We start from the raw sequence: 26,274 nt of genomic DNA on the forward strand, positions 1-26,274 counted from the left end.
TCCGAGACACCGGTTAAGCTCGACACTCATGCAAGAGACAGGGCGGTCCGGCCGCAAGCTGGGCGTCATGGGCGGCACGTTCGACCCCATCCACCACGGGCACCTCGTCGCCGCCAGTGAGGTCGCCAACCGGTTCGACCTCGACGAAGTGATCTTCGTCCCCACCGGGCAGCCGTGGCAGAAGGCGGACAAGCAGGTCAGCCCGGCCGAGGACCGCTACCTGATGACGGTGATCGCCACCGCCTCCAACCCGCGGTTCTCGGTCAGCCGCGCCGACATCGACCGCGGCAAGGTCACCTACACCGTGGACACCCTGCGCGAGATGCGCGCCCAGCATCCCGAGGCCGAGCTGTACTTCATCACCGGAGCGGACGCACTGGCCAACATCCTGACATGGCAGGATTGGGCCGAACTGTTCGAACTGGCGAAGTTCGTCGGGGTGAGCCGACCGGGGTACGAGCTGAACACCGATCATCTGCGGGAACATCTACGCGATCTTCCCGTCGACGCGGTGACCATGATCGAGATCCCGGCACTGGCCATCTCCTCGAGCGAATGCCGTCGCCGCGCCGCCGAGAACCGGCCGGTGTGGTACCTCGTCCCCGACGGCGTGGTGCAGTACATATCGAAGCGGCACCTGTACGTGCCCGCAGAGCGGAAGGCAACTGAATGACGGCATCTGTCGAGTCGGTCGAGATCGCGCAGGTCGCCGCGCGGGCGGCGGACGAGAAGCTGGCTTCCGACGTCGTGGTCCTCGACGTCTCCGAACAGTTGGTCATCACCGACTGCTTCGTGATCGCCTCCGCGCCCAACGAGCGTCAGGTCAACGCCATCGTCGACAATGTCGAAGAGAAACTGCGCGCCGCCGGACACAAGCCGGTCCGCCGCGAAGGCACCCGCGAAGGGCGCTGGGCGCTGCTGGACTACGTCGACGTCGTCGTCCACATCCAGCACAACGACGAACGCAATTTCTATGCGCTGGAACGACTCTGGAAGGACTGCCCCGTGGTGCCGGTCGACGGGATCGGCGATCCCCGCACGGCCGGGACGAACGGGACGAATCCGGGGGACAGCGCGGAGTGAGAGAACGAGCCCACAGATCCCCCAGCTCGTTCGGCACGGAGGCACAGCAGTGAGCAAGAACGCAGGCGTGCGCACGCTGATCCTGTTGCGCCACGGTCAGACCGAGTGGAACGCCACCGACCGCATGCAGGGGCAGATCGACACCGACCTCACCGAACTCGGCCGCAGGCAGGCCAAAGAAGCCGCGCGCGAACTCGTTTCGCGCAACGCCATCGCGATCGTGTCCTCGGACCTGCGGCGCGCGCACGACACCGCGCTCGCGCTGGCCGACCACACCGCGCTCCCGATCCGCCTCGACCCCCGGCTGCGCGAGACCCACCTCGGCGACTGGGAAGGGCTGACCCACCTCGAGGTCGACGCCGACGCACCCGGCGCGCGCGTCACCTGGCGGCTGCACGCCGACTACCGCCCGCCCAACGGCGAGACCAAACTCGAGGTCGGCGCCCGCTCGCTGCCGGTCGTCCAGGAATTGTTCAGCGAGCGACAGGACTGGCCGGGCCGGACTATCATCCTGGTGGCGCACGGCGGACTGATCGCCGCACTCACGGCCGCGCTGCTCGATCTGCCGCCGGCGAACTGGCCCGTCCTCGGAGGGCTGGCCAACACCAGCTGGGTGCAGCTCAGCAGCCACGGCCCGAGTGCCGAACAGCCCGGCTGGCGCCTCGATGTGTGGAACGCAGCGGCGAAGGTAGCTCCCGATGTCCTCTGATGAACCGATCAGGTCGGTGCCGGACGAGTTGTTCCAGCAGGTGACGGCCAAACCGGAACGTCGACTGCCGGACGCGCTCTTCGGCCCGCCCCCCGAACCCAAGTCCTCTGACCGGTCCAGATCCGACGAGGATCGGACCGTGCCCGACGAACTGTTCAAACAGGTCACCGCGAAGCCGACCCGGCAGTTGCCCGACGCGCTGTTCGGCGGGCCGCCGGCACCGAAACCGGAAGCGTCCGCTGAATCTGCCTCCGGTGGGGCTGGTTCCGGGGCTGCTTCTGCCGGGGCGGCGGACGGAGGGGAGAAGTCGTCGGATTCCGCCGCTGGTGCTTCCGAAGCGGAAGGTGTCGATGTGATCGTCGGTGCCGATGGGGCTGAAGAGACTGCGGATGCCGGTGATGCCGGTGGTGCTGTGGGTGCTGTGGGTGCTGTGGGTGCCAGTGGTGCTGCGGGCGCTGGTGGTGCTGTAGATGCCTATGGTGCTGCGGGTGCCGATAGTGCTGATGGTTCTGCCGGAGCGCATGAGGCTGAGAGTTCTGCCGGTGCGGACGGTGTTGCTGGTAGTGCTGCTGGTGCGAACGAAGCTGCGGGTGCTGCTGCATCTGTTGCGCGGTCGGCCGACGTCGCCGATGCGGATCGTGCTGCCGGTGTGGCCGGGGCGAGCTCGGCGGCCGGCGCGCCAGTTACGGAGTCTTCCGGCGGAGCGCCCGTGGGTGCCGAGTCCGATGACATGGTCCGGCGCGAGGATTCCGGTCTTTCCGAGACCGGGACCGCGGCCGGGACCAAGGCGGACCAGGCCGGCGGTTCGGCCGCCGCCACCGGTGAACAGGGCGGGGTATCGGACCCCGCCGTCGAATCCCCTTCCGCCGGCATTCACGATGCCGCTGCGGGAGTCAACGGCGGATCCGCTGCTGGGGCCGCTGACACCGGCCAGGCGGCACAACCCGCCCTTCGGATCGCCGGCGCGACAGCGGCCGCCAACGGTGCCGTGCCGTCGGAATCCGGGACGGACACCGCCGCGCATCTCCCGGGCGCGGCCGTCGCCGCCGACGGCAGGGCGCACGCGCCGAGCGAAACCGCCTCGGCGGCATCTCGAGCGGCCTCGGTTGACGCTTCGGTCGCGGCCGAGCCGAGCGACAGCGAGCAGGGCGAGGCCGGGGAGAAGCCGGCGCGTCCGGTACTGCTCGTCATCGCGGACTCGCTGGCCTACTTCGGGCCGAAGGGCGGACTGCCCGCCGACCATCCGCGGATCTGGCCGAATCTGGTCGGCGCGGAACTGGATTGGGACGTGGAACTGGTCGGCCGGATCGGCTGGACCTGCCGCGACGGCTACTGGGCGCTGATCGGCGACCCGCGGGTGTGGGCCGCCGTGCCCAAGGCCGGTGCGGTGGTCTTCGCCGTCGGCGGGATGGATTCGCTGCCCTCGCCGCTGCCCACCGCGCTGCGTGAACTGATCCGCTACGTCCGCCCGTCCTGGCTGCGGCGGATCGTGCGGTCGAGCTACAACTGGTTGCAGCCCAAGCTGTCCCGGCTGGGCCGTCCGGTGGCGCTGCCGCCGAAGGTGAGCGTCGACTATCTGGAGCAGTCGCGCCAGGCGTTGGCGCAACTGCGCCCGGAACTGCCGTTCGTGGCGGTGCTGCCCTCGGTGCACGACTGCGCGGCCTACGGACGCGTGCACAGCGGTCGTCCACGCGCGGTGAAGGCGTTGCAGGCGTGGTCGGCGCGCACCGAGGTGCCGTTGGTCGACCTCGCCGAAGCGGTGCGCGAGGACATCTTCTCCGGTTCGGCCAATCCCGACGGCATCCACTGGGGTTGGGCGGGGCATTCGTCGGTGGCCACCGCGATGGTCAAGACCTTGCAGGAGGTTCGGTAGTCCGTGGCCGTCGTGGTCGTCACCGATTCGTCCGCAAGCCTGCCTGCCGAACTCACCGCCGAACTGGACATCGCCGTCGCCCCGTTGCACGTGCTGGTCGGTGACCGCACCGTGCGCGAGGGCATCGATCCCGTCGAGATCGATTACGGCGCCGACAGCGTCACCACCTCGGCGGCCTCGCCCGGCGAACTGCGCGAGGTCTACGCGGCCGCCCTGGAACGCAGCGGCGGCGACGGCGTCGTGGCGGTCCACATCTCCCGTTCGCTGTCGGGCACCTGGGAGGCGGGCAGACAGGCGGTCGCCGACATGCCTCCCGGATCCCCGGTGCGACTGGTCGATTCGCTCGGCGCGGGATTGGCCACCGGACTGCCGACCCTGGCGGCGGCCCGTTGCGCGCGCACCGGCGCTTCCTTGGCGGCCGTGCACGACGCGGCGGTGGCGGCCGCGAGCCGCGCCCGCACCTACATCCTGGTCAACCGCACCGAGCAGCTGCGCCGGGGCGGCCGACTGAGCAGTGCGGCGGCGTTCTTCGGCAGTGAGTTGGTCACCAAACCGCTGTTGCAGATCGTCGAGGGCCGCCTCGAACTGCGCGAAAAAGTGCGCACCCGGTCCAAGGCGTACGCCCGGTTGGTCGCGGCAGTGGTGGAGGCGGCGGGCACCGAAGGGGCGGCCGTCGGCGTGCAGCACCTGGGCGCGCCGGAAGCCGCCGAGACCGTGTGCCGCCAACTGCGCGAACAGCTTCCCGGCCTCGGCGAACTCATCGTCGCCGAATTCGGGCCCGCACTCGGCGTGCACTTGGGCGCGGGTGCGGTCGGCGTACTCGTCGTGCCCGGGGGCTGCGGCCTGGAATCCCGCTGAGCGCAACCCGTGTCGGCCGAAGAATCCGCCGCTAGCCTCGCGGGCATGACGAGCTCCGCGCGTCCCACGACGCCGCTGACCGTGACGACGGTGGACTGGGAGCATCCCGACGCGGTCACCCTGCGCGCCGAGATGGCCGCCGAGGTCGGCCCCCGCTACGCCTACCAGGCCGAAACCCTCAAAGGCAGCACCTTCAACGTCGTCGACCCCGACACGGTGCACAGTTGCCTGCTCGCCTACAGCGCCGACGAAGCCGCCGGGCACGCCGCGCTGCGCTGGAACAACGGCGAACTCGAACTCAAGCGCATGTTCGTCCGCCCGGCTCACCGCGGGTCGGGCGCCGCCGCCCTGCTGCTGGCCGCCGCCGAGGACGCCGTGCGCGCGGCGGGTCTGCCGCGCCTGATCCTGCAGACCGGCCACCTGCAACCCGACGCCGTCCGGTTCTACGAACGCAGCGGCTACCACCGGATTCCGCTGTTCTCGCCGTACGAAGTGGTGCCGCGCTCGAATTTCTTCGCCAGACACCTGGACTGACCGGCGATCCTGTCGGGGCCTGCCTCTAACATTCTCGCGGTGACCGGATACGACGACGCCTACGAGCACCTCGACACCTCCACCCTGCCGCCGCGCCAACAGCGCATCCTCACCGTCATCCGGGATCAGGTGCTCCGCCACGGATACGCGCCGAGCACCCGCGAGATCGCCGACGCCGTCGGCCTGCGCTCCACTTCGTCGGTGTCCGCGCACCTGAAGAGCTTGGAGGAGCGCGGTTTCCTGCGTCGCAGCGGTACCGTGTCGCGCCCGATCGACGTCCGCATGTTCCTGCGGACGAGCGAGCCCCGTACCGAATCCGAGCGGGCCGTCGCCGTACCCGTCCTCGGGGATATCGCCGCGGGCACGCCGATCCTCGCCGAGGAACATGCCGAGGACAGCCTGACCCTGCCGCGCGAACTCGTCGGGCGCGGTGAGGTCTTCGGCCTGCGCGTGCGCGGCGACTCCATGATCGACGCCGCCATCTGCGACGGCGACCTCGTCGTGGTGCGCCGCCAACCCGAGGCCCACAACGGCGAGATCGTCGCCGCCATGATCGACGGCGAAGCCACCGTCAAGGTCTTCCGTCGCCGCTCCGGTCACGTCCACCTGGAACCCCGCAATCCCGCGTACCAGGTCATCGACGGCGACAACGCGGTCATCCTCGGCAAGGTCGTCTCGGTCATGCGCCGAATGTAGCTCCGCCGCCGCACACTCCCCGGCGGTCCGCACCCCCGTGACCGCCCTCCATCCCCAGCTTTCCGGTTGTCCACAGCCATCCCGAAGTCCCAGGTAGCGGCCCGTGCGCGGCATCCGCCCACCCCTACCGTCGGTCCCATGCCCCGACACGAGGAACGAGAGCGCATCCGCCGCCGCCTGGCCGCGACCACCCCCGCCCACGCCACCCAGCGCCCCACCCGCCTCGCGAAACCCCACCGCCCGACCCTCGTCCCCCTCTCCCCGTCCACCGCCGAATCCCGGGGTTGGTCCTTCGCCCCGCCCCACCCCATCGCCCACCCGCGAAGCGGCCGGAATCACCGCGACGAATCCCTGCCCACCCCAACCGCATCCGGCCGTCGCCCGGTTCCGGGTCCGCCGCGGCGCAACCTGCCGGCCTCCGACCACGGCGACGGTCACGAGACGAGCAACGCACCAGTCGATGACGATTCCGCCGTCCGCCAAGGCGGCCTGCACGACTCTGCGCGTGCGTCGCGTGAGCGTGTCGACCTGCATGTCTCCGCTCTCGAGTTGCGTGAACCGCGCGAGGACCGTGGGCATGGCAGCGACTGGTGGGGGATGTCGGCTCCGGAAGCCGACCCGGATGACCTCGACGCCGATCCCGTGCGGTCGCCCGGTTGGCTCGCGGACGGTGGACGCGCGGGGGCGTGGTGGGACCGTTGGGTGCCCGAACGTTTCCACGGCGCGCGGTGGGATCCAGGTCGGCGCGGCGTACTCGCGCTGGCGGTGGTGGGCGTGATGGCCGTGCTCATCACCGGGGTGGTGGTCGTGCGCGAACGCCCGGTCGCGCAGGCGGCGGCCCCGGTGCCGGGAATCGTCGCGCCTAGCACTCCGAAGCGTGATGCCGATGCCGCCTCCGGTTCCGGGCAGGCATCGAGCGCGTCCGAGCCGGACGCGGACGCTGGAACCCGTTCCGACGCAGCCGGATCGACCGACGTGGCCGGCGGGGGTGAACTGGTGGTCAGCGTCGTCGGCCTGGTACACATCGTCGGGCTGGTTCATCTGCCCTCGGGCTCCCGGGTGGCCGACGCGCTCGCGGCGGCGGGCGGCGCCCGCGACGGCGCGGATCTCACCGGCCTGAATCTGGCCCAACGCCTCAGCGATGGCGACCAAGTCCTGGTCGGTCCCGCCGCCGCCGAACCCGACGGCAGCCCCAGTCTGGGGAGCAGCACCACCGCCGGGGCACGCGACGCCCAGCCGTCCGGTGGGAACACGCCCCCGACCCGTCCGGGTGCGCGGCTGAACGTCAACACCGCGACCGAGGCCGAACTCGACGCACTCCCCGGAGTAGGACCGGTCACCGCCCGCGCGATCGTCTCTTGGCGCACCACCCACGGCCGCTTCACCGACCTCGAGGAACTCGGCGACATCGACGGCATCGGCCCCACCCGTCTGGGCCGCCTCAAAGAACTGCTGTCGACATGACCGAAGTCCCGCCCACCGCTGACGCCTCCACGATCCCCGACATCCTCGACGCCCGCCTTCTCCCGGCAGCCCTCACCTGTTGGCTCATCACCATCGCCGTTCTGACCACCGGCTGGCACACCGGCGTCGTCCTGGCCGTGCTCGCCTTGGTCATGGCCGCGGTCCTGACAACCGCCCGAAACGCCCACATCCGGATCGGCGGGCGGCACCGAGTCAAGGGGCGGGGTGTGGTGGGGGTGGTCTTGGCCGCGCTGGTGTTGGGGGCGGGGTTCGCGGGGGCGGCGGCGTGGCGGGAGTATCGGGTGGATCGGCACCCGTTGCGCGGGATGGTGGGGGAGTCGGTGCGGGTGGTGGTGCAGGTCGCGGATGATCCGAAGGCGGTGCGCGGCAGTTCGTTCGGGTCGCGTCGGCTGTATGTCGTGCGAGCCGGGTTGGTGGAGTTCCGGGGTGCCGGGGCGGAGTTTCGCGGCGGCGGGGCGGTGGTGATTCTCGGGGAAGGAGAGCCGTGGAGTCGGGTCGTGCCGGGGGCGCGCGTGGAGTTCCGGGCGCGAGTGCAGGCGGCGCGATTCCGGGACCTGACCGTGGTCACATTGCGGGCGATGGGGCCGCCGCGGGTGGTCGACGCGCCCCCGTGGTGGCAGCGTGCCGCGATGGGGGTGCGGGCGGATCTGGCGGACGCGGCGCGACGAGCCTTGCCGGAGCGGGCCGCCGGGTTGCTGCCCGCGCTGGTGGTCGGGGACACCTCGGCGCTGCCCGATTCGGTGCGGGCGCACTTCGATACCGCGGGGCTGACGCATTTATGTGTCGTCAGCGGTGCGAATTTCGCGATCTTGTTGTCTGCGGTGCTCTTCGGCGTCCGCCGGTTGACGGTGGGGCCGAAAACCACGGCGGGCATCGCGGCCGTCGCGTTGATCGGGTTCGTGGTGGTGGCGCGGCCGGATCCGAGTGTGCTGCGTGCGGCCGCCATGGGGTCGGTCACCTTGCTGGCCGTGCTGACCGGTCGGCGCAAGCAGGCGCTGCCCGCCCTGTGCGCCGCGGTGATCGGTCTATTGGCCTGGCATCCGGCCCTCGCGATGAGCCCCGGATTCGCCCTGTCGGTGATCGCGACCGGCGGTCTGATCCTGGTCGCCCCGAGCTGGGTGGACGGTCTGCGGGCGCGTGGATGGCGGCGGCTGCCTGCCGAACTCCTCGCCGTCTCGGCGAGCGCGTTCGTGGTGACGGTGCCGCTGATGATCGCGCTCACCGGCAAGATCGCCTTGGTCGCGGTCCTCGCCAACCTACTGGTGGCCCCGGTCATCGCTCCGATCACCGTCCTGGGCGCTCTGGCGGCGGCGACCGCGTGGCTGTGGCCCCCGTTCGCCGTGCTGCTCCTACACCTCGCCGAACCACCCCTCTGGTGGCTGCTCACCGTCGCCGAGCGCGCCGCCGCCCTGCCCGGCGCATCGGTGAACGTCCCGGGCGGCACAACGGCCGGAATCGTCGCCGCCCTCCTGCTCACAGCCACCCTCCTGCTACGCCGAGCAACCCGCGCGAGCCCACCCGGCCCGCGCCCGACCGCTTCACCCGCCCCCGGCCCGCGTCGGTCCGCCGTACGCGCCCCCGACCGCGCCCGATCGCCGTACGCGCCCGGCCCGCGTCTGTTCGGCTCGCGCTAGTCCGACTTTTGCGGGTCCGCATGGCTCGCGTCCGTTCGCCCCTGCGTGCCCAGCCCGCGTCTGTCCGGCTTGCGTTGGTCCGACTCTGGCGAGTTCATCCGACCGCCTGCGCCGGTCCGGCCCGAGGGCGGTGCCGGGTGAGCCGCCCCGGATCGGTACATCGGTGACGGGCCGGCGTTCGTGGGTGCCTATTCCGTTCGCTGCCGAGGCGCGGTGTTGGTCGGGGGAGGGGGTGTCGGGGGTGGTCCGTAGGATCGCCGGCATGAGCGAAGCTTCGGTCCACCTGGTGCTCGGGGATGAGGAGTTGCTGGTCGAGCGGGCCATCGCGGAGGTGGTGGGTCGGGTGCGGGCGGTGGCGCCGGATCCGGAGGCGGTGCCGGTGGATCGGCTGCGGGCGGGTGACGCGAGTACGGCGGAGTTGGCGGAACTGTTGAGTCCGTCGCTGTTCGCGGAGGACCGGGTGATCGTGTTGGAGTCGGCGGCCGAGGCGGGGAAAGAGGCCGTGTCGGTGATCACGCAGGCGGCGAGTGATCCGCCCGACGGGGTCGTGTTGATGGTGGTGCATTCCGGGGGCGGGCGGGCGAAGGCGCTGGTGCCCGCGTTGCAGAAGGTCGGGGCGGTCACCCACGATTGCGCGAAGCTGACCAAAGCGGCCGAACGGGTGGAGTTCGTGCGCGCGGAGTTCCGGGCGGCGGGGATCCGGGTCAACGGTGACGCGGTGCAGGCGCTGCTGGAGTCCGTGGGATCGGAGTTGCGTGAACTGGCGGCGGCGTGTTCGCAGTTGGCGGCCGACACCGGCGGCAAGGTCGACGTGGACGCGGTGCGCCGCTACTACTCGGGCAAGGCCGAGGTGACCGGGTTCGACGTGGCCGAATTGGCGGTGGTGGGGGATCGGCCCGCCGCGATGGAGGCGTTGCGGTGGGCGATCGACCGCGGTGTCGCGCACGTCCTGCTCGCGGACGCGCTCGCCGATTCGGTGCACACCATCGCCCGGGTGGGGTCGGCGGGGCGCGGCGACCCGTTCAAACTCGCCCAGCAACTGGGGATGCCGCCGTGGAAGGTGAAGAAGGCGCAGGCCCAGGCGCGGGGGTGGAACCCGGCGTCGATCGGCAACGCGCTGCAAGTGGTCGCGACACTGAACGCCGACGTCAAAGGAGGTGCCGCGGACGCGAACTACGCGCTCGAGCACGCCTTGACCAGCATTCTCGACCTGCACGGCGCAGACTGAGCCCACCGGCGCGGAGTTCCGTGATCCGCTAATTTCCGGCAATCACTCGTGTCACACTGGTTCCGGTCATGGACGACGCGACGACTCCGGTCCCCCCGAGCGATCCCGCCGAACGCGCCGAACGAGAGCGCGCACGGCCCATCGGCACGGTCGCGACCGAGCCCGACATCCGGTCCCGCCGACGCGGGCGCGGACGGATAGCGGGGAAAGTGCTCGTGTCGGCCCTGGCGGCGCTGGTGGTGGCGGGCACCGCGATCGGCTGGGCGGCGGAGAACGGCTTCGACGACGGTTTCCTGCGATCCTCCGCGCTGGGCGACGACGCTCCCCGCTCGCTCGACGGCGACCTCAACATTCTGCTGATCGGCCTGGACACCCGCAAGGATCGCGACGGCAAGGATCTGCCCGCCGAGATCCTGGACCAGTTGCACGCGGGCGACGGGGAGGAAGGCGGCTACAACGCCAATACCTTGATCCTGGTGCACATTCCGGCCGACCTGTCGAAGATCACCGCGATCTCCATCCCGCGCGACGACTACGTCACCGTGACCGGCATCCCCGGATACACCAAAGCCAAGATCAAGGAGACCTACGGCCTGAAGAAGGCCGTGGTGCAGCAGCAGGCGGAGGCCCGCGGCGAAACCGACCGGGTGAAGCTCGAACATCTCGGCCGGGAGGCGGGCCGCGCCTCGGTGATCCAGCACGTGCGCGCGCTCACTGGTGTGCCGATCGACCTGTTCGCGGAGATCACGCTGTCGGGTTTCTACGATCTGGCGGCGGCGCTGAACGGTGTCGAGGTGTGCCTGAACAACCCGGTGCAGGACCCCGATTTCTCGGGCGCGGACTTCCCGGCCGGACGGCAGCGCCTGGATCCCGCGCAGGCGTTGGCGTTCGTGCGGCAGCGGCACGGGTTGGAGAACGGCGACCTGGATCGCACGCACCGCCAGCAGGCGTTCCTCACCTCGGTGGCGCGGGAACTGCGCGAGGCGGGGACCTTCACCGACGTGGGCAAACTGACGGCGTTGATGGATGTCGCGCACCGCAACGTGGTGCTCTCCGACGACTGGGACGTGATCGATTTCCTGCGCACGGTCGGCACCGCGGACAGCCCGGCGGTCGAATTCCGCACCCTGCCGGTGGTGCGCTACGACTTCATCAACGGTCAGGACGTGAACATCGTCGACCCCGCCGCGATCCGGCGCGAGGTGCGCACGGCCTTCGGCGACGAGGAGTCGATCGCGACGACCACCGCGCTGCCGTCCGCGCCGAGCGTGGTGGACGTGGCGGACGGGGGAGCGGGGCGCGGTGTGGCCGCCGCGCTGTCGAGCGCGCTGGCGACGGCGGGCTTCCGCCGGGGCACGCTGGTGGATTCGCCGACGATCGAACAGTCGGGCAGTTCGGTGCTGTACGCGGCGGGTCGGCGGGCGGAGGCCGAACGGCTCGCCGAGACGTTGGGCGGTCTGCCGGTGCGGGCGTCCACCACGATCGGGCCGGGTCGCATCGAAGTGGTCCTCGGCGCGGAATTCGTGATGCCGCCCGCGTTGACCGGAGCGAGCGCGACCGCGTCGGTGACCCGGTCGGCGGCGACCACGACCTCGGGCCTGCCGTCACAGACGGGATCCCCCACCCCGGATGTGGGTGCGCCGATCGACGCGGACATCACCGGCGACGGCGAGATTCCCTGCGTGAATTGAGCGGGCGGGGCCGGAGCGACAGGCGCCGGTCCGGCCCGCCGCTTCGCTCAGTCGGCGAGGAGGACCAGTTCTTCCTCGCCTTCGGCGTCCTCGTACCGGCCTTCCCATTCTTCGTACGCGGGCACGTCCTCGTCCCTGGTGACGATCCACTCGAGCGTGTAGCCGCCGTCCTCGTCCGGGACCATGACATTCTCGATTTTCAGCCCGAACCCCAACACCTCGGCCGCCCGGATGACGTCCGGCAGGTCCTCGGCTCTGACCACAGTCTGATTCGCGTACACGGTTACCATGCGCGGAATGGTAGACGCTCGCACCGACAGACCGGCTACTACCGGGTGAACTCGTCGCGGATCGGCCTCGGGGCCGTGCGGGGGAGGTGTGGATACGACAAAACCGCCGTGGTCGTCGAGGCCACGGCGGTCGCGCTAACGGCGGGGTACCGCGCTCGCGGTACCGCGATCAGATCTTGTTCAGGGCCAGCGCGAGGGCGGACTTCTTGTTGGCGGCCTGGTTGGCGTGGATGACGCCCTTCGAGGCGGCCTTGTCCAGCTTGCGGCTGGCGAACTGCAGGCGCTCGGTCGCGGCTTCCTTGTCGCCGGAGGCGGCGGCTTCGCGGAAGCTACGGATCGCAGTGCGCAGCGCGGACTTCACCGACTGGTTGCGCTGACGCGCCGCCTCGTTGGTGCGGATCCGCTTCATCTGGGACTTGATGTTGGCCACGCCTGTTTCCTCGTGTTCCTGTCGCTGAGTGGTGTGCTGGGCAGAATTTCTCTGACTGAGCTTTCGCGTGCGACACACCCGGAGGGAACCGGAGACGCAACGCCGACTTTCGAGGTTACCAGTCGCCTTCCGGCAGACGAAATCGGCGTGGCCGCCCGCTCCGTGACCGTTGCGCGTCGGTGTCCGGTAATAGGCCGTTTACATGAGACCGGCCCGTCAACCGGACTTTCAATGGCCGCCCCCGAGGTGATGCAAGAAATTTACCTGTGTCTCACACGGCCTTGCCGCTGGGTGATGCACGATTTTTGCATGACTTCCGCCTCCCCGCCGCGTTCGGGCCGACCCTCCGTTCCGAACCCGAAGGGGGCGAACGGGCAGGTCGAGCGACGTGATCGCGCAGTGACATCGGGCCTGTTCGAGGGCTATAAACCGGGCCGGTACGCGGGGGCGTTCGACGAGATGTTCGACGCGTCGGGGCGGGTGCGCGCGCCCTACCGCGGCATTTTCGAGGCGCTCGCGCCGATCGATGTGGCCGATCTGGAGCGGCGCTCCGACGCCTTGGATCGCGCGTTCATCGATCAGGGCATCACGTTCTCGCTGTCCGGTCAGGAGCGGCCGTTCCCGCTGGATCTGGTGCCCCGGGTGATCGCGGCCGCGGAGTGGACCAAACTCGAGCGCGGGATCAAGCAGCGCGTGGTGGCCCTGGAACTTTTCCTGGCCGACGTGTACGGGGAGCAGAACATCCTGCGCGACCAGGTCATCCCGAAGCGCCTGGTGACCTCCTGCCAGCATTTTCATCGCGAGGCGGCCGGACTGGTTCCGCCGAACGGGGTGCGCATCCACGTGGCGGGCATCGATCTGATCCGTGACGAGCGCGGTGACTTCCGGGTGCTGGAGGACAATCTGCGCTCGCCCTCGGGTGTGTCCTACGTCATGGAGAACCGGCGCACGATGGCGCGGGTGTTCCCCGACCTGTTCTTCTCGCACCGGGTGCGCGCGGTCGGCGACTATCCGGCATACCTGTTGCGGGCGCTGCGCAACTCGGCCGCGCCCAACGAGGCCGACCCGACCGTGGTGGTGCTGACCCCGGGTGTGTACAACGCGGCTTACTTCGAGCATTCGCTGTTGGCCCGGCAGATGGGTGTGGAGTTGGTCGAGGGGCGCGACCTGTTCTGCCGCGACAACTTCGTCTACATGCGCACCACCGAGGGCGAGCGCCAGGTCGACGTCATCTACCGGCGCATCGATGACACCTTCTTGGATCCGATGCATTTCCGGCCCGATTCGGTGCTCGGCATCGCGGGTGTGCTCAACGCGGCGCGGGCGGGCAACGTGGTGATCTCGAGCGCGGTGGGCAACGGCGTCGGCGACGACAAGCTCATCTACGCCTACGTGCCGACGATCATCGAGTACTACCTCAACGAGAAGCCGGTGCTGCCCAACGTCGACACCTTCCGATGCTGGCTGCCGGAGGAGTGCGAGGAGGTGCTGGACCGGCTCGAGGAACTGGTGATCAAACCGGTGGAGGGGTCGGGCGGGTACGGCATCGTGATCGGGCCGGACGCGACCCAGCGCGAGTTGGACGCGGTGCGCCGCAAGGTGAAGGCCGATCCGCGCGGCTGGATCGCCCAGCCGGTGGTGCAGTTGTCGACGGTGCCGACCAAGATCGGCAACGAGTTGGTGCCGCGGCACGTGGACCTGCGGCCGTTCGCGGTCAACGACGGCGACGACATCTGGGTGCTGCCGGGCGGCTTGACCCGGGTGGCGCTGCCGGAGGGTTCGCTGGTGGTGAATTCGAGTCAGGGCGGCGGCAGCAAGGACACCTGGGTGCTGACCGGTCGCGCCTCTCCCGAGGATCGCGAGCTCGCGGGTGAGGAACTGGTCGGCGATCCGCCGCAGTCCGATGCCTTCGAGCTGGGTCGTGAACTGACCGCGACCCAGGCCAATCAGCAACAGCAGCAGCAACAGCAGGAACAGCGCTGCTCGGAGCCGGGCGCGTCGAGCCGGGACGAGGTGCGCTGATGCTGGCACGCAACGCCGAGTCGCTGTACTGGATCGGCCGCTACGTCGAACGCGCCGACGACACCGCGCGCATCCTCGACGTCGCGGTGCACCAACTGCTCGAGGACGCCACCGTCGACCCGGACCGCACCTCGCGGGTGCTGTTGCGGGTGTTGGGGATCGAACCGCCCGACGGCGAGCTCGACGTGTGGTCGGTGACGAACCTGGTGGCCTTCAGCCACGAGCACGGCGGGTCGATCATCGATTCGATCGCCAGCGCCAGGGAGAACGCCAGGGGCGCGCGCGAGGTCACCTCGAGCGAGATGTGGGAATGCCTCAACGCCACCTACATCGGGTTGGCGGCGACCGAGAAGGCCGCGCGCAGCGTCGGTCCGCACGAGTTCTTCCACTACATCAAGGACCGGGCGGCGATGTTCGCCGGCCTGTCGGATTCCACGCTCAGCCGCGACGACGGTTACCGCTTCCTGCTGCTGGGCCGTTCCATCGAACGCGTGGACATGACGGTGCGACTGCTGCTCTCGCGCGCGGGCGACCGGACCTCCTCGCCCGCCTGGGTGACGGTGCTGCGCTCGGCGGGCGCGCACGACACCTATCTGCGCACCCATCGCGGCGCGCTGGACGCGAACCTGGTGGCCGAGTTCATCCTGTTGGACCGGTTGTTCCCGCGTTCGGTGTTCCATTCGGTGCGGGTGGCCGAGAACTGTCTGGCGGAACTGGATCAGCGGCCGAGCAGTCGCGTCGGCGCGCGGCACGAGGCGCAGCGGTTGCTGGGCCGGGCGCGCAGCGAACTCGAGTTCCTGCCGCCGGGCGTGCTGCTCGAGGACCTGCAGACCCGGCTGCTGTCGTTGCAGCGGACCTGCCGTGAGGTCAGCGAGGCGATAGCGTTGCAGTACTTCCACGCCGCTCCCTGGGTGGCCTGGACCGACCTGCGCAGTAGTCACGACAGTCGAGTGCAGGTGGAGGGCGAGCTATGAGTTGGCGGATCAGGGTCGTGCACACCACGGGCTACGTCTACGACGCGCCGGTGACGCGGTCGTTCAACGAGGCGCGGCTGACCCCGCGCGCGGACAGCAGGCAGAACGTCATCCTGAACCGGGTCGAGACGGTGCCCTCGACCCGTTCCTACCGCTACACCGACTACTGGGGCACCGCGGTGACCGCCTTCGACCTGCACGCCCCGCACACCGAACTCGAGGTGACCGGAGCCTCGGTGGTGGAGACCGAACCCTTCGCGGGTCCGGCGGACGAACTGGCCTGGGAGCAGCTCTACAACGAGCAGTTGGCGGACCGTTTCGACGAGATGCTCTCGCCGACGCCGTATGTGCCGCGCGATCGCAAGCTCGCGGGTGTGGCCAAACAGTTGGCCAAGGGGGTGCCGCCGGCGAAGGCGGTGGTGCGCGCGGCGGAGTGGGTGCACCAGGAGATGGACTACATCGCGGGCACCACCTCGGTGCACACCTCGGCGGTGCAGGCGTTCGCCGAACGCAAGGGCGTGTGCCAGGACTACGCGCACCTGACGCTGGTGTTGCTGCGCAGCATGGGGATTCCGAGCCGTTACGTCTCCGGATATCTGCATCCGCACCCGTCGGCGAAGATCGGCGAGACGGTGGCCGGGCAGTCGCACGCCTGGGTCGAGGCGTGGACGGGCGCGTGGTGGGGCTACGACCCGACCAACAACATCGCCATCAACGAACAGCACGTCTCCGTCGGGGTGGGTCGCGACTACGCCGACGTGCCGCCGTTGAAGGGGATTTTCTCCGGCGGCGGCTCGACGGATCTTGAGGTCGTCGTCGAAATCACACGATTGGCATAACGCGTGTTGTGCTACGGGGTTGCCAGGTGACCTCGTAGCCTTGCCAGCAGTACCCAGGACAATCGCTGCCGACCCGTGCGGGTCCGCTCTCGAAGGGACTGCTGTCTTATGTCACCCACGGCTCAGGAAATCGTCGAGGAGGTCGTCGAGGACGGTCCGGTCCCCGATGTGAAGAAATGGGCGGCCGAGGCGCTCGGCACCTTCGTGCTGGTGATGGGTGGCGTAGGGACGGCTGTTCTCGCTGGTGATCGCGTCGGTGCGCTGGGTGTCGCGTTGGCGTTCGGTCTGACCCTGTTGTTCCTGGTGTATTCGATCGGGCCGATCTCCGGTTGTCACGTGAATCCCGCGGTGACGTTGGGGCAGTTGCTGCTGGGTCGGATCTCGGCGGTGGTCGCGGCGGGCTACGCGATCGCGCAATTGATCGGGGCATTCCTGGCCGGTCTCGTCCTCTTTGCGATCGCCAAGAATTTGCCGGCATATGACCGGAAGATCGACGGACTCGGTGCGAACGGGTGGGGCGAACACAGTCCGTCGGCGCAGACCGGTCCGCTGGGCGAGGTCGTGGTGCAGAACGGCTACGGCCTGGCCGCGATGATCATCATCGAGGTGATGCTGACCGCGCTGCTGGTGTTCGTGGTGCTGGCCTCCACCGACCACATCTCCGACGTGCCGTTGGCGGGCCTGAGCATCGGTTTCACCCTCGCGGTGATCCACCTGATCTCGATCCCGGTCGACAACACCTCGGTCAACCCGGCGCGCAGCCTGGGCGTGGCCTTCTACCAACCCGGCGCGGGCGGCCAGGTGTGGGCGTTCGTGGTGTTCCCGCTGATCGGCGGCGCGCTCGGCGCGCTGATCTACGGCGGGCTGTTCGGCAGGCATCGCGAGATGCTCGGCTGAACCTCGACCGAATCAGGAGGCCGTCCCGCGGGGCGGCCTCCGTCGCGTCAGCTCCACTGGTATTCGGCGACCAACCGGTGCGCGACCAGGTCGAAGGTCTTGCGGGCCAGGATCGCGCCCTCGCGGCGGATGCCGTCCTCGGGGACGTCGAGCACGCGGTCCAACCGGACCCAGCTCGGCCTGCCGTCGTGATCCCAGCTGCCGCTGCCGATCCCGATCCAGTCCCGGTCGTGGGCGCGATCGGGATTAGAGGACAGCATCAGCCCGAGCAGGGTGCGCTTGTCGCGGCCGACCACCAGCACCGGACGGTCCTTGCCGTTGTTCGGGTCCTCCTCGAACGGCACCCAGGTCCACACGATCTCGCCCGGGTCGGCACGACCGTCGAGTTGCGGGCAGTAGACGATCTGGCGGGCGCGTTCGCGGGTGGGCACCGGCCGCGAGGCGGTCGGGCGGACCGAGGCGGGGGTCCTGCGTCGGCCGTTGAGGCCGCCGACCAGCTTCTCCACGAGTCCGGGTGCGCGCTGCCCGGCGCCGCCCCCGCGCGGGGACTTGGCGACGATGCCGAGTTGCTTGCCGAGGGAGTTCCACGTGCGGACCATCCCGAGAGGATAACGGCGCAGTCACGAGTTCACACGGGTGAGGTGACACCGCCGAAGGCCCTCGTCGGGCCCGCATGGGACGATGGAGCCAGTTTGCCGATACCCATGAGGAGTGGAGTGCCCGCCAGCTTCGCCGACACGACGTTCACCGATCCCGCGCGGATCCGGAACTTCTGCATCATCGCGCACATCGATCACGGCAAGTCGACGTTGGCCGACCGGATGCTGCAACTCACCGGTGTGGTCGAGGAGCGCGCGATGCGCGCCCAGTACCTGGACCGGATGGATATCGAGCGCGAGCGCGGCATCACCATCAAGGCGCAGAACGTCCGGCTGCCGTGGCAGGTGGACGGCGCCGACTACGTGATGCACCTGATCGACACACCGGGCCACGTCGACTTCACCTACGAGGTCTCCCGCGCGCTCGAGGCGTGCGAGGGCGCGGTGCTGCTGGTGGACGCCGCGCAGGGCATCGAGGCCCAGACCCTGGCCAATCTGTACCTGGCCATGGAGAAGGACCTGACGATCATCCCGGTGCTCAACAAGATCGACCTGCCCGCCGCGGACCCCGACCGCTACGCCGCCGAACTGGCCCGCCTGGTCGGCTGCGAACCGGAGGAGGTGCTGCGGGTCTCGGGCAAGACCGGCGTGGGCGTGCCGGCGCTGCTGGATCAGGTCATCGCGCAGGTGCCGGCCCCGGTGGGCGATGCCGACGCGCCCGCGCGGGCGATGATCTTCGACTCGGTCTACGACACCTACCGCGGTGTGGTGACCTACGTGCGCGTGGTGGACGGCAAACTCACCCCGCGCGAGAAGATCAAGATGATGTCCACCGGCGCGACCCACGAACTGCTCGAGATCGGCATCGTCTCGCCCGAGCCGAAGCCGACCAAGGGCCTGGGCGTGGGCGAGGTGGGCTATCTGATCACCGGCGTGAAGGATGTGCGCCAGTCCAAGGTCGGCGACACGGTGACGGCGGCGCGCGGCGGCGCGACCGAAGCGCTGACCGGCTACCGCGAACCGCGTCCGATGGTCTACTCCGGCCTGTACCCGGTGGACGGCTCGGACTATCCGGACCTGCGCGACGCGCTGGAGAAGTTGCAGCTCAACGACGCCGCGCTGACCTACACCCCGGAGACCTCGGTCGCGTTGGGCTTCGGGTTCCGCTGCGGGTTCCTCGGTCTGCTGCACATGGAGATCACCCGTGAGCGCCTCCAGCGCGAATTCGACCTCGACCTGATCTCGACCGCGCCGAACGTGGTCTACCGGGTGGAGATGGAGGACGGCGCCGAGCACGTGGTCACCAACCCCTCGTACTGGCCGGAGGGCAAGTCCCGCAAGGTCTTCGAGCCGATCGTCAAGTGCACGATCATCACCCCGAGCGAGTTCATCGGCTCGATCATGGAGCTGTGCCAGTCGCGGCGCGGGGAACTCGGCGGGATGGACTACCTGTCGGAGACGCGCGTGGAGATGCGCTACACGATGCCGATGGCCGAGATCATCTTCGACTTCTTCGATTCGCTGAAGTCGCGCACCCGCGGCTACGCCTCGCTCGACTACGAGGAGGCGGGCGAGCAGGAATCGCATCTGGTCAAGGTCGACATCCTGTTGCAGGGCGAGGCGGTGGACGCCTTCAGCGCGATCGTGCACCGCGACGCCGCGCAGGCCTACGGCCACAAGATGACGACCAAGCTGCGCGAGTTGATTCCGCGCCAGCAGTTCGAGGTGCCCATCCAGGCGGCGATCGGGTCGAAGGTCATCGCGCGCGAGAACATCCGCGCGATCCGCAAGGACGTGCTCGCCAAGTGCTACGGCGGCGACATCAGCCGCAAGCGCAAACTGCTCGAGAAGCAGAAGGAGGGCAAGAAGCGAATGAAAACGATCGGCCGCGTGGACGTTCCGCAGGAGGCGTTCGTCGCCGCGCTGTCCTCCGACGCCGCCTCGGACAAGCCGAAGGACAAGAAGTAGCGTCCGCGCGCGGCGGCGAGATCCGCCGCGCGCCCGCGTTCTTCGGATTCCCCGCGAACTCTCGAGTGATCATCAGTAATCTCTCAGGTCCGACCCCGAAGGCGGGAGTGGCTGTCCGCGAACCGTATCGTGCCAGGTGAGACCGCCTATCGGCGAGCGAACCCCGTCCGGTGGCCCGGAAAGAACGGGCTTCCGTTCCGTGCCCGCCGGTGGCAAGGTTGCCCGAGAATATGACAGCCGCTTTCTTCGGAAATATCGTGGGTAGGTCTTCACACGGTCGGCCGGAGCGGTGAGGATGCTGGAATCCGAGATGTTGGAGTGTGGATGTCGCGTGATCTGCCGTTCGACGGGGACGACGTCGAAGTGACCGACCCGTCGGGCGATACCGCGTACCGGGTGGCGAACGGGGTCGCCCGGGTGGCGCGGGCCGGTGCCTACGTCACCGGTGGCGCACTCGTGGCCTCCAACGGCGGCGCGCCCGCCCAGCCGGGTGAGCAGCGGCTGGACAGCTGGCACACCCACTGGTCCGGCAACAACGATCCCCAACCCGATCTGCCGAGTCCGGTGGTGACCTTCCCGGACCCGACGCCGGATTCGATCCCGTTGGCTCCGTCGCGACCGTCGCTGGTCGCGCACGACGAACCCGGGCACGGCGCGCCCGCACCGGTCGCGCCGCCGTCGCCGAATGAGACCACGCTGGAGATCCGCGTCGGCGCGCAACCGCGCGACACGGTCACCGCCTGGGACGACGCGCGCGTCGGCGCACCGAGTTTCCTGGACTCCGCCCCCACCTACGACTCGCCGTCGGATCAGTCCTGGCTCGACTACGACCCCGAGGCCCTGACCCCCGACGGTTCCGCGGGCGGACAGCCCTGGTTCGGCTACGACCCGTCCGCGCAGCCCGGGGCGGGAAGCCCGTGGTCGCCGGGCGGAACGAACGACGCGGGTCCCGGACTCGGTTTCGAGATGCCGGACACGCCCGCCTGGATGACCCCCGACAAGCCCTCGGACCTGTTCGCCTGGGCCGAACACCCCGCCGCCGAGCGGTCCGAGGTCGGCGAACTGGCCGAGACCGCCGAGGACGGGACGACGCCGTTGGGTTTCGGCTCCGGCTACCACCCGTGGGCGCCGACCCACGGCGTGGACGGCGCGCAGGCCGCCGAACTGATGGACAGCTTCGACGATTTCGGCGTCTACGTCGGTGTCGACGCGCACGCTTCGCTCTACACCGAATTCGAGATCGATTTCGGGATCGGCCCGACCGGCGCGTGGTTCAACACCGAGATGCGGGTGGAGGTCGAGGCCGGGGCGACGGTGAAGACCGCCGCGGGCTCGAATATCGGTGACCAACTCGACAATCTCTCGGATTGGCTCGACGGCGGCAAGTCGACCGGCGCGACCGGCCGCAACGGCGCCGAGCAGTCCGGGCTCGGCGGGTCCTCGCCGTTCGGCGCCAACGCGGCGGGCGCTCCCGGGGCGCTCGGCCCGGTCGGCCCGACCGCGCCTGCTCCCGCGGGCCCCGCTCCGGCGGCCGCGCAGCCCGCCGCGTTCGCCGCGCCGCCCGCGCCGGTCGCGATGGCGCAGGCCCCGGTCGCCCCGCCGCCCGCCCCCGTACTCGCCGCCCCGGTGGCGGCGGCTCCCGTCGTGGCGGCGACGCCGTTGCAGACCACCATCCAGCCCGACGTGGCCTCCACGCCGGTGGCGCACGTGTTCACGCCGCCGCCCGGTCCGTCGCCGTTGACCGCGCCCGCCGCGACGGTTCCGGTGCTGTTCGACCACCATCCGTCCAAGCACGCGCCGCAACCGCCGCAGCCCACCAAGCCGGTGGACACCGGGGCGGATCACCACACTCCGCCGCCGGTCACCAAGATCCCGACCACGGTCCTGCCGACGCCCGGCGTCACCACGCCGGACACCGGGTCGGTGAGCACGCCCGGGTCGATCGTCACCAAGACGCCGACCGTCGACATCCTGCCCGTGCCGGACATCGATGTGGACCTCACCACCAAAGCGCCGACGATCACCACCCGGCCGACCCAGCCGACCACGCCCGACGACGTCACCACGCCGTCCACCGGCGGCACGACCGCGGGCGGCGGAACCACCGCGGGAGGCGGGACGACGAGCAACGGCGGCGGCGTGAGCGGGGGCGGCAGCACCCAGCCGACCCGTCCGTCGACCGATCCGCCCAGCGTGGACGTGCCGTCGGTGTCGGTGCCCACCCAGCCGTCGACCGGCCACAGCGTGCCGTCGGTGACGGTGCCGTCGGTCGACGCGCCGAGTGTCGACGTGCCCGCGCCGACCTACTCGGCTCCCTCGCCCGCGCCGGTCACGCCGCTCAAACCGCAGGTGGGCACCAAGCCGATCGCCGACCAGTGGGATTCGGGCCACCACTACGTCGCCCACCAGGCCGCGCTGCCGGTCGTCCTCGACGATCACGCGCTCGCGGTGTCGGGTCACGGATTGTCCGCGGGTCTGCTACCCGACGGGGGGCTGTTCGAGGCGCACGCGGTACACGGCACACTGGACCACACGCTGATCTAGCCGGGGAGGCGGCCGCGCGGGGGACGCGCCGTTCCGGTTTCACCGCGCCGTGAACGTGAACGAGAGTGAGGAGCAGGGTTGTCTGCCGCGACCGGGCTGGAATCCGTGACCGTCAAGGACCCGGACGCGATGGCTCCGCTGCTCCGGATCCTGGACGAACTGCGCGAGATGACCAGAGCGGCGGGCCGTGACGATCTGACGGGCAGACTCGGGATGGTCCGGGCCCGGGTGAGCGATCCGCGGGTGCGTCTGGTCGTGGTCGGGGAGCCCAAGAGCGGGATGAGCACGCTGGTCAACGGACTGGTGGGTGCGGCGGTCAGCGCGACCGACAGCCCGATCAGCGTGCCGGTGATCGCCGAGTACGGGCAGCGCGCCACCGCCACGCTGGTGCGGGCGGTGGGTGGCGGACGCACGGAACGTCAGCCCGTGGACCCGCTCGATCCCGGTCCGGCGTTGCGGGCCGAAGGCGTGGTCCGCGCGGAGTTCACCGAGCCGAGCCCGCTGCTGGCCGACGGCATCGTGGTGATGGACGCGCCGGGCGCGCCCGCCGACGAGCATGTGACGTGGTCGATGATCGCCGCCGCGGACGCGGTGCTGTACGTGGTGGACGCGAATTCCGAACTGTCGCCCGAACAACTCGGCTACCTGGAGCGGGTGCGCAACCTGTGCCCGACGGTGGTGTGCGTGCTGAACAAGATCGACACCGCGCCGCACTGGGCGCACGTGCAGCAGCGCAACCGCGACCTGCTGGACGCGGCCGGTCTGAGTTTCGCGGTCGCGCCGGTGTCGGCGGCGCTGCACCGGCAGGCCACCAACGGCTCCTACCGGACGGTGACCGATCCGCAGCGCGACATCGAATCCGGGATGCCGCAGCTGATCGACCATCTGCGCGACTACGTGGTGGCGCGGGCGGACGCGACGGCGGTCGAATCGGCGGTCCGCGATATCCGCCTGGTCGGCGACCACTTGGCGATGACGCTGCGCAGCGAGGCCGAGGCCCTGCGCGATCCGCGCCGCAAGGCCAGGATCACCCACGATCTCGCCCAGGCCCGCGATCAGGCCGAACAGTTGCGTCAGCGCACCGCGAACTGGCAGATCACCTTGGTCGACGGCAGCACCGAGTTGATGGCCGACATCGAGCACGACCTGCGTCACCGATTGCGCAGCCTGGTGCGCGACGCGGAAGCCGAGATCGTGCGGACCGATCCGGCGCGCGGATGGAAGGAATTCGGGGTCGACCTGGACGCGCGCATCTGCGAGGCGGTCGAGGAGAACTTCGTGATGGCGCACTACCGGTCGGTGGAGTTGTGCGATCAGGTCGCGGCGAAGTTCCCCGCCGACAACCGCACGCCGCCGCTGCCGGATCTGCGCCTGGAGAATCCGGGGGAGGTCCTGGAACCGGTGGCCCCGCTGGAGCCGCTGGACAGCGCCGAGGCCGGGTTCACCCAGCAGTTCCTGTCCGCGTTGCGCGGTTCCTACGGCGGCATCCTCATGGTCGGTCTGGCCACCAGCCTGCTCGGCATGTCGCTGGTGAACTGGTATTCGGCGGGCGCGGGTGTGCTGCTGGGCGTCAACGCGCTGTGGGACGACCGCAAGAATCGCAAGACCAGGCGACGCGCGGAGGCCAAGGTCGCGGTGGCCCGGTTGATGGACGACGTGATCTTCCAGGTGAGCAAGGAGTCCCGTAACCGACTGCGCGCGATGCAGCGTTCGTTGCGCGATCACTTCACCGAGATCGCCACCGAGACCGCGCGCACCGCCGACGAGGCGTTGCGCGCCGCGGAGGAGGCGTTCGGCAAGTACGGCGACCGGCGCGAGGAGCGCATCGCCGAACTCGACGGCCGTCTCGGCGCGCTGCGCTCCATGCGCGAACGCGCCGACCGCCTGGTGAACGGCTGAGTTCAGCGCGCGTGCGTGGTGGGGGTGTGCGCGGGCTGGAATTCGCCGACCGACCGTGATTCCTCGGCCCGGATGACGTGGGTGACGGCGTTGATGAGCGCCAGGTGGGTGAACGCCTGCGGGAAGTTGCCCAGATGCCGTCCGCTGCGCGGGTCGATCTCCTCCGCGTAGAGACGCAGCGGGCTGGCGTAGCCGAGCAGTCGTTCGCACAGGTGCCGGGCGCGGCGCACCTCGCCGATCTCGACCAGCGCCGACACCAGCCAGAACGAGCAGATGGTGAACGCGCCTTCCACGCCGGTCAGGCCGTCGTCGGTGGTCTCGGTGCGGTAGCGCAGCACCAGGCCGTGTTCGGTGAGGCGGTCGGCGATGGACAGGACCGTGGCGCGCACCCGGTGGTCCTCGGGCGGCAGGAAGCGCAGCAGCACCACCAGCAGCAGCGAGGCGTCGAGGGTGTCGCCGCCGTAGACCTGGGTGAACACGCCTTCGCTGTTCACGCCGTGGGCGAGCACATCCTCTTTGATCTCGTCGGCGATGGCGTACCACTCGGTGGCGCGTTCGAGTTGCCCGTGCATCTCGGCGAGTTTCGCGCCGCGGTCCAGCGCCACCCAGCACATGACCTTGGAGGAGGTGAAGTGCTGGGGTTCGCCGCGGACCTCCCAGATGCCGCGGTCGGGGTCGCGCCAGTGCGTGATGGCCGCGTGCACCTGCCGTTGCAGCATCGGCCACAGCGATTCGGGGACTTGGCCGCGGGATTTCACGTGCAGGTACACCGCGTCGAGCATGGTGCCCCAGATGTCGTGCTGGTTTTGGTTGTAGGCCCCGTTGCCGATGCGCACCGGGCGCGCGCCGTCGTAACCGCGCAGGTGGCCGAGTTCGGCTTCGGCGAGGTCGCGTTCGCCGCCGATGCCGTAGAGCACTTGCAGCGGGACGGGCGCGCCGTCGTCGTCGGTGGTGACGTCGTTGAGGAAGGCGAAGAAATCGTCGGCCTCACGGTCGAGACCGAGCGTGTACAGGCCCCACAGCGCGAAGCTGGCGTCGCGCACCCAGGTGTAGCGGTAGTCCCAGTTGCGCTGTCCGCCGGGGGTTTCGGGCAGCGAGGTGGTGGCCGCGGCCAGCAGCGCGCCGGTCGGCTTGTAGGTCAGCCCTTTGAGGGTCAGCGCGCTGCGTTGCAGGTAGTTGCGCCAGGGGTGGTCGGGGAAGTTGCCGAGGGTGATCCACTGCCGCCAGCATTCGGTGGTCGCCCACATCTTCTGCGCGGCGTCGGCGAAGGTCTGCGGCGCGGGCAGCTCCGACCAGGTCAGCGCGACGAACACCTCGTCGCCTTCCTGCATCCTGGTGCGCGCGCGGGCTTCGCGGCCTTCCAGCCCCAGGCGCATGTCGGTGGTGAGGACCAGCGACGGGCCGACCGACGGGTCGACCGAGCAGATCGCGGTGGCCTCCTCGTAGACCTTGCCGGTGTATTGCCAGGCGGTCGGCGCGCGGTGGTAGTCGAAGGCGGGTTCGCAGCTCATCTCGAGTTCGACCGTGCCGTTGACGCATTTCACGGTGCGCAGCAGCATGTGTTCGGCGTCCCAGTCCATCGGGGTGCGGCGGTGGGTGCGGCTGCGCTGGTCGACGTTGTGCCACGGTCCGAGCACCAAGGCGTCGCGCACGATGAGCCACCCGGTCGGCGTTTGCCAGGTGGTTTCCAGGATCATGCCGCCGGGCAGGTAGCGACGCGCGGCGGGCACGTTGGTGCCGTAGGGGCCGATGCGGAAGTGGCCCGCGCTGCGGTCGAGCATGGCGCCGAACACGCTGGGGGAGTCCGGTCGCGGCAGGCACATCCACTCGACCGCGCCGTTGCCCGCGACCAGACAACTGGTCTCGCAGTCGGACAGGAAGGCGTAGTCGTCGATCCGGGGGAACACGCCGTGGTTCATTCCGGTGAGCGCACTGGGCACCGGCAGGTCGTCGGGTTCGTCGATCGTCAGGTCATCGGTGGACGCCATACCTCTCATCTTGGGGTTGCCCGGGCCTTGCCG

At 69.8% G+C, this 26,274-nt stretch carries 22 protein-coding genes; 18 read left to right on the forward strand and 4 right to left on the reverse strand.

Annotated elements, in window-relative coordinates; genetic code table 11:
• Positions 1 to 28 precede the first annotated feature (28 nt).
• From nadD to ON30_RS07690, 11 genes are all read left to right on the forward strand, one after another.
• Positions 29 to 673, forward strand: a complete 645-nt coding sequence (gene nadD, locus ON30_RS07640) for a nicotinate-nucleotide adenylyltransferase (RefSeq protein ID WP_083911210.1) — start codon at positions 29 to 31, stop codon at positions 671 to 673.
• Entirely contained in the window at positions 670 to 1,083 is a 414-nt protein-coding gene (rsfS, locus tag ON30_RS07645; RefSeq protein ID WP_040705191.1) for a ribosome silencing factor, read from the forward strand. The genes nadD and rsfS overlap by 4 nt, the downstream gene beginning before the upstream one ends.
• Before the next feature lie 49 nt (positions 1,084 to 1,132).
• Positions 1,133 to 1,792 carry a histidine phosphatase family protein gene (locus tag ON30_RS07650; RefSeq protein ID WP_040705193.1) on the forward strand — a complete coding sequence of 220 codons (660 nt, stop codon included), beginning with the start codon at positions 1,133 to 1,135 and terminating at the stop codon, positions 1,790 to 1,792.
• Between the two features lie 1,180 nt (positions 1,793 to 2,972).
• Positions 2,973 to 3,665, forward strand: a complete 693-nt coding sequence (gene octT, locus ON30_RS07655; RefSeq protein ID WP_040705312.1) for a diglucosylglycerate octanoyltransferase — start codon at positions 2,973 to 2,975, stop codon at positions 3,663 to 3,665.
• 3 nt (positions 3,666 to 3,668) lie between these two features.
• Positions 3,669 to 4,523 (forward strand): DegV family protein, encoded by an 855-nt coding sequence (locus ON30_RS07660; protein ID WP_040705195.1) that lies wholly within the window; start codon positions 3,669 to 3,671, stop codon positions 4,521 to 4,523.
• A 45-nt stretch (positions 4,524 to 4,568) separates the two neighbouring features.
• Entirely contained in the window at positions 4,569 to 5,057 is a 489-nt protein-coding gene (locus tag ON30_RS07665) for a GNAT family N-acetyltransferase (RefSeq protein WP_040705197.1), read from the forward strand.
• A 39-nt stretch (positions 5,058 to 5,096) separates the two neighbouring features.
• The gene (lexA, locus tag ON30_RS07670; RefSeq protein WP_040705199.1) at positions 5,097 to 5,753 is read left to right on the forward strand and encodes a transcriptional repressor LexA; all 657 of its coding nucleotides are present in this window, start codon (positions 5,097 to 5,099) and stop codon (positions 5,751 to 5,753) included.
• Positions 5,754 to 6,350: 597 nt separating this feature from the next.
• A complete protein-coding gene (locus ON30_RS07675; protein WP_083911219.1) occupies positions 6,351 to 7,217 on the forward strand; it encodes a ComEA family DNA-binding protein in 867 nt (288 codons plus the stop codon).
• Positions 7,214 to 8,872 (forward strand): ComEC/Rec2 family competence protein, encoded by a 1,659-nt coding sequence (locus tag ON30_RS07680; RefSeq protein WP_051029044.1) that lies wholly within the window; start codon positions 7,214 to 7,216, stop codon positions 8,870 to 8,872. Before ON30_RS07675 ends, ON30_RS07680 begins: the two co-directional genes overlap by 4 nt.
• A 262-nt stretch (positions 8,873 to 9,134) precedes the next feature.
• A complete protein-coding gene (holA, locus tag ON30_RS07685; RefSeq protein WP_040705201.1) occupies positions 9,135 to 10,100 on the forward strand; it encodes a DNA polymerase III subunit delta in 966 nt (321 codons plus the stop codon).
• A gap of 68 nt (positions 10,101 to 10,168) precedes the next feature.
• The gene (locus ON30_RS07690; protein WP_083911212.1) at positions 10,169 to 11,791 is read left to right on the forward strand and encodes an LCP family protein; all 1,623 of its coding nucleotides are present in this window, start codon (positions 10,169 to 10,171) and stop codon (positions 11,789 to 11,791) included.
• A 47-nt stretch (positions 11,792 to 11,838) separates the two neighbouring features.
• On the opposite strand, the gene ON30_RS07695 is transcribed toward ON30_RS07690, so the two are convergent.
• Together ON30_RS07695 and rpsT are read right to left on the reverse strand one after the other, a co-directional pair.
• Positions 11,839 to 12,081 carry a hypothetical protein gene (locus ON30_RS07695; protein ID WP_040705203.1) on the reverse strand — a complete coding sequence of 81 codons (243 nt, stop codon included), beginning with the start codon at positions 12,079 to 12,081 and terminating at the stop codon, positions 11,839 to 11,841.
• 169 nt (positions 12,082 to 12,250) lie between these two features.
• Positions 12,251 to 12,511 carry a 30S ribosomal protein S20 gene (rpsT, locus tag ON30_RS07700; protein WP_040705206.1) on the reverse strand — a complete coding sequence of 87 codons (261 nt, stop codon included), beginning with the start codon at positions 12,509 to 12,511 and terminating at the stop codon, positions 12,251 to 12,253.
• Positions 12,512 to 12,805: 294 nt separating this feature from the next.
• On the opposite strand from rpsT, the gene ON30_RS07705 reads away from it, so the two are divergent.
• The 4 genes from ON30_RS07705 (at position 12,806) to ON30_RS07720 (ending at position 17,243) form a co-directional block, all read left to right on the forward strand.
• The gene (locus ON30_RS07705; RefSeq protein WP_373282510.1) at positions 12,806 to 14,533 is read left to right on the forward strand and encodes a circularly permuted type 2 ATP-grasp protein; all 1,728 of its coding nucleotides are present in this window, start codon (positions 12,806 to 12,808) and stop codon (positions 14,531 to 14,533) included.
• Entirely contained in the window at positions 14,533 to 15,507 is a 975-nt protein-coding gene (locus ON30_RS07710; RefSeq protein WP_040705210.1) for an alpha-E domain-containing protein, read from the forward strand. The genes ON30_RS07705 and ON30_RS07710 overlap by 1 nt, the downstream gene beginning before the upstream one ends.
• On the forward strand, positions 15,504 to 16,346 hold the full coding sequence (locus ON30_RS07715; protein WP_040705212.1) for a transglutaminase family protein: 843 nt from the start codon (positions 15,504 to 15,506) through the stop codon (positions 16,344 to 16,346). The genes ON30_RS07710 and ON30_RS07715 overlap by 4 nt, the downstream gene beginning before the upstream one ends.
• Before the next feature lie 108 nt (positions 16,347 to 16,454).
• A complete protein-coding gene (locus ON30_RS07720) occupies positions 16,455 to 17,243 on the forward strand; it encodes an aquaporin (protein ID WP_040705214.1) in 789 nt (262 codons plus the stop codon).
• Positions 17,244 to 17,290: 47 nt separating this feature from the next.
• Here ON30_RS07720 and ON30_RS07725 read toward each other — a convergent pair whose 3' ends face one another.
• Complete coding sequence (locus tag ON30_RS07725; protein ID WP_040705216.1) at positions 17,291 to 17,842, reverse strand: type II toxin-antitoxin system PemK/MazF family toxin; 552 nt, start codon at positions 17,840 to 17,842, stop codon at positions 17,291 to 17,293.
• Between the two features lie 105 nt (positions 17,843 to 17,947).
• On the opposite strand from ON30_RS07725, the gene lepA reads away from it, so the two are divergent.
• From lepA to ON30_RS07740, 3 genes are all read left to right on the forward strand, one after another.
• Entirely contained in the window at positions 17,948 to 19,810 is a 1,863-nt protein-coding gene (gene lepA, locus ON30_RS07730) for a translation elongation factor 4 (RefSeq protein WP_040705218.1), read from the forward strand.
• Between the two features lie 324 nt (positions 19,811 to 20,134).
• On the forward strand, positions 20,135 to 22,354 hold the full coding sequence (locus ON30_RS07735) for a superantigen-like protein SSL4 (protein ID WP_040705220.1): 2,220 nt from the start codon (positions 20,135 to 20,137) through the stop codon (positions 22,352 to 22,354).
• Positions 22,355 to 22,432: 78 nt separating this feature from the next.
• A complete protein-coding gene (locus ON30_RS07740) occupies positions 22,433 to 24,253 on the forward strand; it encodes a dynamin family protein (RefSeq protein ID WP_051029045.1) in 1,821 nt (606 codons plus the stop codon).
• A 2-nt stretch (positions 24,254 to 24,255) separates the two neighbouring features.
• Here the strand turns inward: ON30_RS07740 and ON30_RS07745 are convergent, their stop codons facing one another.
• Complete coding sequence (locus ON30_RS07745; protein ID WP_083911214.1) at positions 24,256 to 26,241, reverse strand: glycoside hydrolase family 15 protein; 1,986 nt, start codon at positions 26,239 to 26,241, stop codon at positions 24,256 to 24,258.
• Positions 26,242 to 26,274 lie beyond the last annotated feature (33 nt).

This window comes from Nocardia takedensis NBRC 100417 (assembly GCF_000308695.1).
GTDB classification, from domain to species: Bacteria; Actinomycetota; Actinomycetes; order Mycobacteriales; family Mycobacteriaceae; genus Nocardia; species Nocardia takedensis.

Coding starts and splice junctions, on each gene's coding strand:
- ON30_RS07690 (WP_083911212.1), top strand. CDS start 10,169: ATGGACGACGCGACGACTCCGGTCCCCCCGAGCGATCCCGCCGAACGC.
- ON30_RS07710 (WP_040705210.1), top strand. CDS start 14,533: ATGCTGGCACGCAACGCCGAGTCGCTGTACTGGATCGGCCGCTACGTC.
- ON30_RS07675 (WP_083911219.1), top strand. CDS start 6,351: ATGTCGGCTCCGGAAGCCGACCCGGATGACCTCGACGCCGATCCCGTG.
- ON30_RS07705 (WP_373282510.1), top strand. CDS start 12,806: ATGCACGATTTTTGCATGACTTCCGCCTCCCCGCCGCGTTCGGGCCGA.
- ON30_RS07715 (WP_040705212.1), top strand. CDS start 15,504: ATGAGTTGGCGGATCAGGGTCGTGCACACCACGGGCTACGTCTACGAC.
- ON30_RS07745 (WP_083911214.1), bottom strand. CDS start 26,241: ATGGCGTCCACCGATGACCTGACGATCGACGAACCCGACGACCTGCCG.
- holA (WP_040705201.1), top strand. CDS start 9,135: ATGAGCGAAGCTTCGGTCCACCTGGTGCTCGGGGATGAGGAGTTGCTG.
- ON30_RS07680 (WP_051029044.1), top strand. CDS start 7,214: ATGACCGAAGTCCCGCCCACCGCTGACGCCTCCACGATCCCCGACATC.
- lepA (WP_040705218.1), top strand. CDS start 17,948: ATGAGGAGTGGAGTGCCCGCCAGCTTCGCCGACACGACGTTCACCGAT.
- nadD (WP_083911210.1), top strand. CDS start 29: ATGCAAGAGACAGGGCGGTCCGGCCGCAAGCTGGGCGTCATGGGCGGC.
- ON30_RS07665 (WP_040705197.1), top strand. CDS start 4,569: ATGACGAGCTCCGCGCGTCCCACGACGCCGCTGACCGTGACGACGGTG.
- ON30_RS07735 (WP_040705220.1), top strand. CDS start 20,135: ATGTCGCGTGATCTGCCGTTCGACGGGGACGACGTCGAAGTGACCGAC.
- ON30_RS07695 (WP_040705203.1), bottom strand. CDS start 12,081: ATGGTAACCGTGTACGCGAATCAGACTGTGGTCAGAGCCGAGGACCTG.
- ON30_RS07725 (WP_040705216.1), bottom strand. CDS start 17,842: ATGGTCCGCACGTGGAACTCCCTCGGCAAGCAACTCGGCATCGTCGCC.
- rsfS (WP_040705191.1), top strand. CDS start 670: ATGACGGCATCTGTCGAGTCGGTCGAGATCGCGCAGGTCGCCGCGCGG.
- ON30_RS07720 (WP_040705214.1), top strand. CDS start 16,455: ATGTCACCCACGGCTCAGGAAATCGTCGAGGAGGTCGTCGAGGACGGT.